Raw genomic sequence first — 12,133 nt, 5'->3', positions numbered from 1 at the left:
ACGCAAAATCCGAAGATAGTTAGAAACGACCGCTTCGCCGAAAGATTGATCGAGCATCATAATCGAACGAAGCGCGGGCAGGTCGTCGGAGGCGCGATCAGATGGTTGCCTTTCCAGTGGATTCCGTCTTTTCCGGATCCGAACTGGCCGCCCGAAAGGCTGGGCAATCGCTCACGCTTAATGTCTCGCATGATGGAATTCGGTTGCAACGGTACAATCTGGAGCCGGGCGGCTGGCAGCACGAGCCTCTCGACCTCCTCCGTGTCGCGGTTCAAGACAGCGGCACCCCGAGGCTCGAGAGAGTGATCGAAGGCAAGCGGGAACGTCAGCTAAGGCCGATCGGCAAGATTTCGGTGAGTCCTGCATACACCTCGCAAAGGTGGACATGGGATTGCGATATTGCCGTTACGTTGCTGTTCGTGAGGCGAGCATTGGTAGAGGAGATCGCGTCTGAGATCGGTGTTCCGAGACAACGGTTGTGCTTCAAGACCCCGCTTGTGGCGGAGGACAATTTGATACGACACACCGTAGCCGAACTGGTCGCCGAATGTGCAGAGGGTTCCAATCTTTCCCGGCTTCTGATCGGAGCAGCCGGCAGACATATCGCGACACATCTGGTGGCGCGATATGCTGGATCGGGACGAGAATCGAAGCAGCTCGCGCTACCGGACTGGAAATTGAAGCGAGTGCTCGATTTCATCGAAGAGAACATCGTGCACGATGTCGGTTTGGAAGAGGTCTCCGCAATCGTAGGCATGACGCCGCACTACCTCTGTCGTGCCTTCAGAAAATCGGTGGGAGTTCCGCCGTATCGATATCTTCTTGCCCGCAGAATCGAGCGCTCGAAGAAATTGCTGGCTGCGACCGAAAAGTCGGTCGTCGAAATAGCGCTCGATGTCGGCTTTTCGAGCCATGCACATTTCGGTTCGACCTTCCGCAGAGCGACAGGTTGCACGCCGTCAGAGTATCGCAATCGGTCACGACTCTGATAACTCCCGGGCGACGTGCGTATCCAACTCGCGCGCACGAAACCGGAAGCCTCTCGTACACCGGAGCGCCAGCTTCACTTTCCGAAGCATTCCGAAAGAAAGGGACGGCAAAACAGCTGAGGCCTATTTACCGATAGTGCGTCCCATTTCTCGATAGCGGCGACAAATCCTCTCGACTACTCAATGATCGGATCGACTGGCCGGCAATCGCTGGAGTTGCGCCTTGCTGAACGAAGACGCATTCGATAACGCCGCGCATGGAGGCCTATCGGACCCCAGTCCGGCGCATCCGTATAGCGCGCTCGATCGCGGCTGACACATGGAGGAGCGAAAGACGTCCTCCCGACGTGTGCCGTTCTAGCAGCGGTGAGGCTCAGCTGCCGGCCATTCTGATAAGGGACCTGCACCATTTGGAGATCACGCGTCTCACTTTGATAGTCTGCACTATGCAACGATCTCCAGTTGTCGGCGTTCGGCTCACGTAAACGGTTCGAGCCACTGCCGCCAAGACTTATGCGGCGCGGGTGCGCTTCTGTGTTGTCGCGACCCGGTGGGGCCGAGCGATTGCACCCGTTCCGTTGAACGACAGGAGGACAAGTAATGGACGCCGCCGGCAAACAACAGAAGATTCCAGGATATGATTTCGGTACCAACAAGGTTGCCAAATCGCCAATCACCATCGAGGAGTGGGAAGAGCTGAAAAAATCAGCGCTCTTCTCAGAGGAGGACGTCGTTTATCTGCGCATGTCGGAAGACGTACTCGCGGATCAGGTCGAGGACCTGCTTAAGGTATGGCGCGGTGTCATCTTCGATCACCCCCATCTTCGCGCTTACGACGAAGATCCCAAGACGCACGAAGTAGATAGCGAGTACGCAAAGGCAGTGGCAAAGCGGTTCGGTCAGTGGGTGATCGACACGGCTCGCGCCAAATACGATCAGGCGTGGCTCGATTATCAATACGAAATCGGGCTGCGCCATCATCGATCCAAGAAGAACAAGACTGACCACGGCCACACGCTGGGCCATATCCGCGCCCGGGATCTCCTCGCATTCTGCTCGACGATCGTCGTGCCGATGCGACCATTCCTGGCCAGGAACGGCCATCCGCCGGACATCGTCAACCGAATGTACGACGCTTGGTGGAAGTCGATGATCCTGCAGGCCACATTGTGGGTGCAACCTTATATCCGGGAAGGTGACTTCTGATCGCGCCCAAACACGTCGAAGCACTAATTCGAAAGCGAACGAAGGGCGTGGGAGCAAACAGGAAACTAGCTGGATGGAGTGACGCAATGGACGAAAGGACGCTGCCAAAGAACCTGATCACAGCCGGTTCGACGCCGATCGAGCGAATGTATTTTGCCTGGAACGATGCGCTGTCGCACAACGACGCGGACGCGCTGCTCGCGCTTTATGCCGAGGATGCCTGGTTCGAGAGTCCGCTCGTGCCACACCTTCTGGGCATCGATCGCGGCTACCTGCACGGTCACAAAGAGATTCGGCCGCTCTTTGACATCCTAGCGATCCGAAAGCCGCCAGTGCGGCAGTATTATCGGACCGGTTACTTTACCGATGGCAAGCGGTTGATCTGGGAATACCCGCGCGATGCGGGCAAAGGCGAGCAGATGGACTTTGTCGAGGCGATGGATCTCAACGACGACGGCCTGATTCAACGCCATTGCGTGTACTGGGGATGGTACGGATTCCGCGTGCTCCAGCGCAACGAATTCCATCGCGGCGAGAATGACTAGAGACAAGACACCGCCCGCTACATATTTACTTCGTGCTCAGGGGGCACGAAGCGTCCAGAAGCGACGGGGTCGATAGAGGGAGAAAGCGCGGAGTGAGAGACGATGCCGTCTATTCTGTTCAAGAACGCAAGCGTCCTGCTCGATGGTGAACCGCATCTGCGACCAAACCTGAACGTATTGGTAAGCGACAACCGGATCGAAGCGGTGACGGATGAATCGGTCGACCGGCCCGATATGACCATCATCGATGTTGCGGGTATGACTCTTATGCCCGGCCTCATCGACGCACATGCTCACGTCACAGGGCTTTCCCTCAGCCCGAAGAACCTGACTTATCCAGGATCGGAGATCGCTATGGCTGCCGCGAGCTATCTGCACAGCAGCCTAAAGGATGGATTTACGACGATAAGAGAGGCGGGCGGCGCGGACTATGGCATCGCCCGCTTGCTAAAGGAGGGTAAGATCCTTGGCCCCCGGCTTTTTTATTCGGGAAAGGCACTCACGCAGACGGGCGGCGGAGCCGACTTCCGAACGCCCACCGAAGTAACCGATCCATGCGGTCACGTTACTCCAATGTCCGTCATGTCTATGATCACAGACGGCGTCGATGCGGTTCGGCAGGCTGCCCGCGAAGAATTGCGCAAAGGTGCGACGCAGATAAAGGTTTTTGTTTCCGGGGGCGTCGTGTTTCCGGCCGAAGGAACGGCCACGCGCTATGAATTTTCTGAAGCAGAATTGCTGGCCGTCGTCGAAGAGGCAGCCGCGCGCGGTACGTACGTCATGGCCCATGTCTATACCGACGAAGGAGCGCAACGCTGCCTGCGCTCCGGTGTCCGTTCGATCGAGCACGGAAACTTCATGGAAGAATCAACCGTAGCCAAGATGCGTGATGCTGAAGCTTTCTTCGATCCAACCTTTATCTCGCTCGTCCAGCGCGTCGAAACTGCAGATGAGATGGGACTATCTCGCGAAATTGTTGCCAACCTCAAGCGCACGATCGACCGAGGCAAGCAAGTCTATTCGTGGGCCAAGCAGCGCGGGGTTCCCATCGCGCTCGGTACCGATCTGTGGGGGCCGGAAGCGCAAAAATCTCAGCTCAGAGAGCTCGAAGTGCGGCTGGAATTCGATTCTCCTCAAGAGATTCTCAAGTCTGCGACCACAACTAACGCCGAGCTTCTACTTCAGAAAGGAAAACTCGGCGTTATTGCACCCGACGCCTATGCCGACTTACTGATCGTCGACGGTAACCCTCTTTTGGATCTCCGGGTTCTTCTAGATCCGTCGCGCAACCTCAAGCTCATCATGAAGGATGGAATCATTGTCAAGAATGAATTGGCGCGATGACTAGGCGGGAGTTGAGGCGCCAATCGTCAATCTTCGCTTCGTTCATCTGCGCTCGAACGCGAGGTATGCGGAGATCGGCTTAGCACTGGCAGCCGGACGATGGCATGCCGAATGCCTCTCCTCCTGTATGCTAATGCGCAACGCAAGGAACGAGGAAAGACATGGCCTTTACCCAACAAGTACTGATCGTTGGTGCGGGTCCAACGGGATTGGTGGCGGCCTGCGAGCTCGCGCGATACGGCATTCAATGTCGAATCGTTGAAAAGGAACACGCCATTTCGAAGAAGTCTCGCGCGATCGCTGTTCAGGCGCGAACACTGGAAATCCTGCAGATCGCGGATATGGACGTGGATCGATTCCTGAAGCAGGGCCATCCCGCCCGGCAGGGCAGGATCTTCGACGAAGCTGGCGACATGATTGCGCAGGTCGATTTCGATCATCTGCAAACGACATATCCATTCATGCTGTTACTTCCGCAGAACGAGACTGAAGAGATATTCGAGAGCCGTCTGAGCCGGTACGGAGTAAAAGTCGAGCGGGGGACCGAACTCATCGGCTGCGTTCAGGACCGTTCAGCGGTACGGGTCGGATTACGCAGGGTCGACGGTACGTTCGAGGATGCTGAGTTCGAATGGGTCATCGGGTGCGATGGGGCGCACAGTTTGGTGAGGCATTTGCTGGGATTCTCATTTGAGGGCGCGAGCTACGAAGATGAGTTCATGCTGGCCGACGTTCATGTCGACGGGGACCTCGACACCTCTGCATTCCACGTCTTCACGGCGGCGAAGGGGCCGCTCGCGTTTTTCCCACTGAAGGATGGGCGGTACCGAGTTGTGGCGGACAATCCGCCCAAGACCTGGGGCGACGAACCGAGTCTGGCGGAGTGCCAGGCCTTGATCGACGAAAGAGGGCCCAGTGGAATGAAGCTCCACTCTCCTCGCTGGCTCTCTAAATTCCGCCTGCACCACCGGAAGGTCCAAGAACTCCGCAAGGGCCGCGTCTTCCTGGCCGGCGACGCCGCACACATTCACAGTCCCGCGGGCGGGCAGGGGATGAATACCGGCATTCAGGACGCATTCAATCTAGCTTGGAAGCTCGCATTCGTCGTTCGCGATATGGCGGACCCGACCCTGCTCGATAGCTATCAATCCGAGCGTCTGCCGATAGATGAGATGGTGATCCGTAATTCGGATCGACTTACGCGATTTGTAACCCTCAAGAACCCGGTTGCACGATATCTCCGCGACCACCTGGTCCCCATCGTGTCGAGTTTCGGACGCCTCCGCCAAAGGGTAGGGGAAGCCGTATCGGAGCTCGCGATCGGATATCGGCACAGCTCGATTTGCGAAGACCACTACACGCCCGGCTCCGACATTCCGGCTGGCGACCGGGCGCCTGACATCGAGGTCTCAGATGACGGCCAAAGCGGCAGGCTTTATAATCTTTTAAGGCAAGGTGACACAACGCTGTTGATCAGCAGCACGGGCGATGATCTCGGAGACGCCGAGCATGTCCTTAAGACAGGGATTCCGGCTTGGGTACGGGTCGTGTGGGCAGTTCAGACAGGCCATCCATTCGGTAGGTCGGCCGTGCATCTGATCAGGCCGGACGGATACGTCGGCTTGCGGTGCAGCCTAAGCGACGCTGGAACTCGCTTGGCTCCCTATTTCTCTCGCTTGACGGGCCGAGATTTCCCGGTCCGACGGGAAACCGAGAAACGTCATCAAGTCAAGGCTTGATGCTGTCAAAGCTGCGTACACTGCGATGCAGGTTTACCGCGGAGACCTGTGTCCAAGCTTGCGGATTGGCGCGCAGTCTCTTTCACCTGATCAGAGCACCAGCCTCTCAACAATGGCTGCACCTACAGCCTCGACATGCACACGCATGAGGCCACGGGCTTTCCAACAGACAGAGACTCAAATCGGATTATGGGTTTTGATTTGGAGGCTCCAACGAATTGCATGAACTAGCCCTTGCACCTGCGTCGCCCTGGGTACAAATCCAGAATCGCCAGTACCTCTACGCTTTCAAAAACGCTTCCTTACCCGCCCAAGATTCCAAGCTGATCGTGAGCATAGAAAGATCGACCAAGCGTAGTACCTGGTTAGAGGTCGAGGCCATGCGGCCGGCAATTTTCTGAACAGCGAGCTTCTCCTTGACGTAGTTGTGCTTAGGGATGGTCGCCTTCACAGTTCGGCGTCATGGACACATCGCGAACAGAAGGCGGCGTACCTGTCGGCCGCTGATTCATAATCGACCCTCTGGAAGTTGCACGTAACCCGTTGCAAACTAATCAAAGCCTCACTTGAGGAACTCCAACGAGCGTTGATGCAAAGTCCTATGGCAATCTAAGGCCGCCATGATAGGCGGCCTCTTCTATCTTCGTGCTTATCGTCGCGGAATTGAGGCACGCTTCTTCGCTACTTTTGCATATACGAGTTTGGGTTTGTCGACGGGCTCTCGGAAGACCCTTTGTGCAAGGATCGTTTGCCGTTGATCTGTACGATGGTCCCGCCATCTCAAGAAGCGAGTCTTGCGCGTCCTGCAACCACCGATTCTTGCGATGCCGGCGCAGGCGATCCAGAAGGTCGCTTTAGGTGACTCAAGCCTGCGCGCCTCCCTTGACCGGCATCACCTTCTTGGGATCGAGCCAGTGGTCGATCCGATCAGCCCAATGCTGCATCAGCTTGGTGCGCGAGCCGATCAGCGCGAGCGGCCCGTGCTTCTTGTAGAGGCCTTCCACGGTCGATTTATCGAGATGCGCAAGCTGCAGCTCGACAACATCGCCATCCCATACCTTGGCGTCCTTGATCTCTTCGTGGTGAGACAGTGTCGAGAACGTGGTCCGGAATCCATGGGCGCAATGATCAGTCTTGGTGTCAATGCCCAGCAGCCGCAGGCGCTTGTTGAGCGTGTTGTTCGATAGCGGCGCGTCCTTCGAGCACGAAAACGCGTACCGGCGATGGCCGGTCAGCTTCTGAACGCTACGCAGGATTGCAAGTGCCTGCCGTGACAAAGGCACCACATGGTCCCAGCCGGTCTTCATTTTGGTGGCTGGAATAGTCCAGCGTTTGGCATCCCAATCGACCTCGCTCCACTCCATTTCATTGACCATGCCGGGGCGGGGAATGGTCAGCGCATCGAAGCGCAAGGCAAGGCCAACAACGTCACCAAACCTCGCTTTCGTCCACGGTGCGCTGATGAGCTTGAAGACGCGCGTCACGTCCCGTGGTTCGGTGACGCCGGGACGCGGCGTCGAAATGTTGGCAATCATCTGCCCACGCAGGTTGCGGAATGGATTGTAGCCGTCACCTTCGACATCGGCATAGTCGCAGATTTGCTCACCGATGCTGCGCACGCGGTCGCGGGTTTCCAGTTTCCCCTCGGCTTCGTATGAACGCATGAAAGCGAGCACGTCTGGACGCTTGATGTCCTGCCGGCACAGCTTGCCGAAGCGCTTCTTGACGTAGCGGACGCGGAGTTCAAGCACCTCGATGGTCTTGGGATCGCGCACCGCGACGATCCTGCCGCGTTTGACTTTCTCCACCTTCTTCTTCGCGAGCCACTCGTCGGCCCATTGCCCGAAGGGCCGGGCAGCCGCCTGCCTGTGCTTATCGAGCTGCTTCTCGGTGCTCGGGTCCTTGCCGTCCTTCAGCAGGTCTTTGGCCTTGTCACGCTCGCGCCGCGCGTCGGCGAGCGAGAACGTGCCATCCTTGCCGTTGCCGTAAGGTCCGATGGAGTAGGTTTTCTGGCGGCCGTGGAAACGGTAACTCATCCGCCAGAGCTTGGAGGCAGCGTTGCCGGGCCTGCTCACGTCCGGCGTGACGAAGAGATAGAGCCAGCCGCCGGTCACGTCGGAAATCTTGGCGGGACTCCACGCGCCATTGTCAAATTTCGGTCGAGCGGCGCGGCAGTCGACGTCGGTCCTGATCTGCTTGGGATTGGCGCATGCGCCGTCGTTCTTGCCGGCCATATGCTCAATTCCTTCATTCGGAAAAGCGAAAGTCGCCGTGAACGTTTGTTCTCCCGATACCAGCACGATACCAGCAAAAATACCAGCAAATCGGGCGGCTGGGATCGGAGGAGAACAAACAGTGACGAACCAGACTGTACGCGGAAGTGCCTATTTTTCAAGGGCTTCCGAGCACTGCGCGAACGGTTGCGGACGATTTGGAACGGGGCTGAACAGGCTAGTTGGTGCCCCTGGCCGGAATCGAACCAGCACTCCTTGCGGAACTCGATTTTGAGTCGAGCGCGTCTACCAGTTCCGCCACAGGGGCATTCGTGACCAGGGCCGTTGGGGGCCCCGGGTCGCGAAGCGCGGCGGACTATAGCGGGCGGCCCGTCACGGTCAACCCGCGCGGATGTGATTGTCCCGCGCCTCGACAGCGGTATTTTCGCGAGATACGACCCGCCTTGAGCATGGAGGAGGCCGATGGCCCAACCGGATGATGCTCGCAGGAGACCCGCCGTGACGCTCGCCACCGCCCATCCTTCGCATGCTGGCGCAGCCGGCAATCCCGCGCTGACGGCATCGGCTGCGATCGCAGTGATCGCTTTGGCGACCCTGGCAGGCGCCTGGTTCTTCCAGCTCGTGCTGGAGATCGTGCCCTGTCCGCTCTGTCTCGAGCAGCGCTATGCCTATTATCTCGCGGTCCCGCTCGGCGCGGTGGTCGCGCTTGCGGCCGCGAGAAAGGCACCGCGCCCGGTGCTGCTGGGCGGACTTGCGCTCCTCGGCCTCGCGGCGCTCGCCAATGCCGGGCTCGGTGCCTACCACGCCGGCGTCGAATGGGGGCTCTGGCAGGGGCCGACCGATTGCACCGGTCCGATGGTGGATTTCGGCAAGGCCGGCTCGCTGCTGGATCAACTGGACAAGGTCAAGGTGGTGCGCTGCGACGAAGTGCAGTGGCGCTTCCTCGGCATCTCGCTCGCCGGCTACAACGTATTGATCTCGCTGCTGATGGCTGCGATCGCCGCCTGGGGCCTGGCGAGGACCGCCAGGGCGTGACAACCCACGATTACTGACCCGCGAAGTGCCGATGGGTTTCGCTGCGCTCTACCCATCCTACGCTTTCTACGCTCTCGACCTAATCGTCGACATCGTCCTGTGGCCGTCCGAACAGATGGATGATGCCCGGCGTCGAGACGGTGACGAACACGAAGCGCGACAGATGATGCGCGCCGACGAAGATCGGGTCGATGTGCAGCGTCAGCGCCAGCGCCAGCATCGCATCCATCGCGCCGGGCGCGAAGGCGACCACGACATCCGCCAGCCGCACATGGGTGGTGAACGCGATCACCGTGACGAATACGGCGGAGGTCAGGATCGCGATCGCGAACGATCCGATCCCGGCATTGATGTGCTTGAGCAGGGTCGAGATCTTCATCCGCGCGAAGCGGGTGCCGATCACGGCGCCGATGCCGACCAGTGCGACGTTGCGGATCGAGGGCGGCAAGCCGCCGTCGACCAATCCCGCGCCGTGCAGCAGGCTCGAGGCGAGCATCGCGCCGAACATCCAGCTTGCCGGAAATTTCACCCAGCGCAGCAACAGCGCGACAGCAATCGACGCCGCGATCAGAACCGCGAGGCCGAATGGGGAGGCGGCCCCCGTCGGCAGGGGCAGTTGCGCGGCATGGGTCACCCCGCTCACCGCCAGCATGATCGGCAGCGCCGCGGTCAAGATGATCACGCGCATGGTCTGCACCACGGCAATGCCTGCGACGTCGGCGCCTTTCTCGGCGGCGAGGATGGTGATCTGCGAAAGTGCGCCCGGGCTGCCGGCGAGGAAGGCCGAGGTCTGGTCCCAGCCGTGCACGCGCTGCAGATAGTAGCTCGAGCCGAACGTCGAGCAGAAGGTCGCGAGCGCCAGCAGGCCGATGGTGAGCGGATAGGAGCCCATGTGCTGCAGCAATTGCTGCGACATCAGGGAGCCCAGCGAGATGCCGAGCAGCAGCAGCACCGATTGCGTCAGCACCGGCGGCATCGCGAGCGGCCGCCCCATCAGCGCAGCGATCGCGACTGCGGTCATCGCGCCGGAGATCAGCCCGCCCGGCAACTGAGCCCAGAAGAACAATAACCCGCCGGCGCTTCCGATGCCGATGGTCTCGAGCGCGCTGAGCAGTTTGGCGCGGCTGGGAACGGCAGGTGCTATCGATGCGCGGATCAGGGTCACGCCGTCTTATGGCAAATCCGCGTTAACGGAACAATTGCATCGGCGCGTTGCAGCAATGCATCGGCCGGTCGACCTGCGACAAGCGAGATTTGTGACGGAGACAAGACATTCCGTCAGGCGGTTGGTCCGCGCACGGCGCAAGAGCCGACGCAAAGAAATCGCCCCGGAGGCCATCCGGGGCGATTCGATCGCCGGGGATACGCGACCGCTTGGTCGATGCGCACCGCTCAATCCGGGCCGGCGCCCGCGGCGCGTGAACCTTGTCGATTTACTGCTTGGCCGGAGCGGGCGCCGCTGCCGGGGCCGCCTTGCCGCCGGCTTCCTTCATGCATTCACGACGAAACTTCTTGCGCTCCTTGCCCTTCAGACCCTTCTCGTCCGCCTGCTTCGAGCATTCGATCGAAGCGGCGCTGCGCGGCTTGGCTTCCTTCGGCGCCTTGGCCGTGGCAGCGGGAGCGGCGCCGGGAGCCGGCGCGGGGGTTTGCGCGAAGGCTCCGCCCATCGCCAGGGCAGTGGCAAGGGCGGCGACGGTCGCGAGCGAGGAAATCTTCATCATGGGTGCACCTCGTGGGAATGGAGGCAGGGACGGTCGCGCGGCGATGCTGAACCGCGGATGAACGTGCGACATTTTGGCTGAGACAAAATTTTAGCGGCCGAGCGGGCCCGCGCGTTGTCGCACGCGACGGTTGCGCTAGGATAATGGTCTTATGCCATTGCCCCCCAAGGGAGACCAGGGATGACCATCAAGACCAGATTGTTGTGCGTGATTGCCGTGTCGGGTTTCGCAGCCTTTGCGGCGAGCGCGCCAGCGCATGCCCTGACCATGCAGGAGTGTAGCGCCAAGTACAAGGCCGCCAAGGCCGACGGCAGCCTCAACGGTCAGAAATGGAATGATTTCCGCAAGACCCAGTGCGGCGCCGACGCAACCCCGGCCGCGGCACCTGCCGCGCCGCCTCCGGCTGCCGCTGCACCCGCACCGGCCGCGCCGAAGGAAGCCAAGCGGGAAGCCGCTCCCGCCGCGGCGCCCGCAACGCCCACAGGCCAGGCAGTATTTCCCAACGCCGTCGATCCCAAATACTCCAAGGAGTCCGAAGGCAAGGCGCGCATGCACACCTGCGTCGACCAGTACAACGCCAACAAGTCGACCGGCGGCAATGGCGGGCTGAAGTGGATCCAGAAGGGCGGCGGCTATTACAGCGAATGCAACAAGCGCCTGAAGGGCGCGGCCTGAGTTCGCCTGATCGACATTGCTGAGCGGCCGGCGCCACGCCGGCCGCTTTTTTGTGGCTCCCGCTTCACGGCCCGTCGTCGAGCAGCTTGTCCGCCGATTTGGCCAGCAGTTGTGCCCGGCTGCGCGGGCCGCGTTCGAGAAACAGCAGGCTCTGGCCGAAGATGAAGCAGTAGAACAGGAAGGCCTTGGCGTCGGCCTGCTCGGCCGGAAGTCCGGTCGCGCGATAGAGCTGTCCGACATTCTTCAGCCGCGCGGCGTCGACGCTGGCGACCGCGCTCGCCGCGGCCTCGTCGGTGCGGGCCCACTGCCGGATCGCAAGCTCGATCGCCATCGCCTCGGTGTTCATATGCCCGGAATAGAGTGTGATGATCGCCTTCAGCCGCTCGCGCGCGGTCGCGCCGTCGAGCGCGGTGTGTTTCTCGATCGTGGCGATGCGGCCGTCGCGCCAGCGCGACAGCATGGCCTCGAGCAGCGCAGCGCGATCCCTGAAGCGACGGTAGAAGCCGCCCTTGGTGACGCCGAGAGTCTTCGCCAGCACCTCGACCCGCACCCCGTCGATCCCGGAGCGCGCGAGCTCGGCGAAACCTGCTGCCACCCAGACGTCGCCCTTGCCCTCAGTCATCTCGTCTCCCGCGCGCGGCCTTG

General features: G+C 60.3%; 12 protein-coding genes and 1 tRNA gene. 7 read left to right on the top strand and 6 right to left on the bottom strand.

What is annotated here, in order from left to right:
- Positions 1–101: 101 nt before the first annotated feature.
- The 5 genes from P6U30_RS33080 to P6U30_RS33060 all read left to right on the top strand — a co-directional run bounded on the left by P6U30_RS33080 (position 102) and on the right by P6U30_RS33060 (position 5,823).
- Positions 102–989, top strand: coding sequence for a helix-turn-helix transcriptional regulator (locus tag P6U30_RS33080; protein WP_407166916.1), 888 nt, complete (start codon positions 102–104; stop codon positions 987–989).
- A gap of 600 nt (positions 990–1,589) precedes the next feature.
- Positions 1,590–2,195, top strand: coding sequence for a protoglobin domain-containing protein (locus P6U30_RS33075; protein ID WP_407148683.1), 606 nt, complete (start codon positions 1,590–1,592; stop codon positions 2,193–2,195).
- A gap of 146 nt (positions 2,196–2,341) precedes the next feature.
- On the top strand, positions 2,342–2,740 hold the full coding sequence (locus tag P6U30_RS33070; RefSeq protein ID WP_407166915.1) for a nuclear transport factor 2 family protein: 399 nt from the start codon (positions 2,342–2,344) through the stop codon (positions 2,738–2,740).
- 102 nt (positions 2,741–2,842) lie between these two features.
- Entirely contained in the window at positions 2,843–4,084 is a 1,242-nt protein-coding gene (locus P6U30_RS33065; RefSeq protein WP_407166914.1) for an amidohydrolase family protein, read from the top strand.
- Positions 4,085–4,245: 161 nt separating this feature from the next.
- Positions 4,246–5,823, top strand: a complete 1,578-nt coding sequence (locus P6U30_RS33060) for an FAD-dependent monooxygenase (protein WP_407166913.1) — start codon at positions 4,246–4,248, stop codon at positions 5,821–5,823.
- Positions 5,824–6,103: 280 nt separating this feature from the next.
- Here P6U30_RS33060 and P6U30_RS33055 read toward each other — a convergent pair whose 3' ends face one another.
- The 3 genes from P6U30_RS33055 to P6U30_RS33045 all read right to left on the bottom strand — a co-directional run bounded on the left by P6U30_RS33055 (position 6,104) and on the right by P6U30_RS33045 (position 8,364).
- The gene (locus P6U30_RS33055; RefSeq protein ID WP_407166912.1) at positions 6,104–6,274 is read right to left on the bottom strand and encodes a hypothetical protein; all 171 of its coding nucleotides are present in this window, start codon (positions 6,272–6,274) and stop codon (positions 6,104–6,106) included.
- Between the two features lie 412 nt (positions 6,275–6,686).
- The gene (locus tag P6U30_RS33050; protein ID WP_407166911.1) at positions 6,687–8,057 is read right to left on the bottom strand and encodes a tyrosine-type recombinase/integrase; all 1,371 of its coding nucleotides are present in this window, start codon (positions 8,055–8,057) and stop codon (positions 6,687–6,689) included.
- Positions 8,058–8,279: 222 nt separating this feature from the next.
- Positions 8,280–8,364, bottom strand: a tRNA-Leu gene (locus tag P6U30_RS33045).
- Between the two features lie 155 nt (positions 8,365–8,519).
- On the opposite strand from P6U30_RS33045, the gene P6U30_RS33040 reads away from it, so the two are divergent.
- Positions 8,520–9,092, top strand: a complete 573-nt coding sequence (locus P6U30_RS33040) for a disulfide bond formation protein B (RefSeq protein ID WP_407166910.1) — start codon at positions 8,520–8,522, stop codon at positions 9,090–9,092.
- Between the two features lie 79 nt (positions 9,093–9,171).
- Here P6U30_RS33040 and P6U30_RS33035 read toward each other — a convergent pair whose 3' ends face one another.
- Positions 9,172–10,257 (bottom strand): AbrB family transcriptional regulator, encoded by a 1,086-nt coding sequence (locus P6U30_RS33035; RefSeq protein WP_407166909.1) that lies wholly within the window; start codon positions 10,255–10,257, stop codon positions 9,172–9,174.
- Positions 10,258–10,525: 268 nt separating this feature from the next.
- Complete coding sequence (locus tag P6U30_RS33030; RefSeq protein ID WP_407166908.1) at positions 10,526–10,813, bottom strand: PsiF family protein; 288 nt, start codon at positions 10,811–10,813, stop codon at positions 10,526–10,528.
- Positions 10,814–10,993: 180 nt separating this feature from the next.
- Between P6U30_RS33030 and P6U30_RS33025 the strand changes: the two genes are divergently transcribed.
- On the top strand, positions 10,994–11,488 hold the full coding sequence (locus tag P6U30_RS33025) for a hypothetical protein (RefSeq protein WP_407166907.1): 495 nt from the start codon (positions 10,994–10,996) through the stop codon (positions 11,486–11,488).
- A gap of 64 nt (positions 11,489–11,552) precedes the next feature.
- Here P6U30_RS33025 and P6U30_RS33020 read toward each other — a convergent pair whose 3' ends face one another.
- A complete protein-coding gene (locus P6U30_RS33020) occupies positions 11,553–12,110 on the bottom strand; it encodes a TetR/AcrR family transcriptional regulator (protein ID WP_407166906.1) in 558 nt (185 codons plus the stop codon).
- Positions 12,111–12,133 lie beyond the last annotated feature (23 nt).

Source organism: Bradyrhizobium sp. ORS 111 (genome assembly GCF_045571485.1).
In the GTDB taxonomy this organism is placed as follows: Bacteria; Pseudomonadota; Alphaproteobacteria; order Rhizobiales; family Xanthobacteraceae; genus Bradyrhizobium.
Note: the sequence above shows the minus strand (reverse complement) of the source record. Positions and strands in the feature narration are given on the sequence as shown.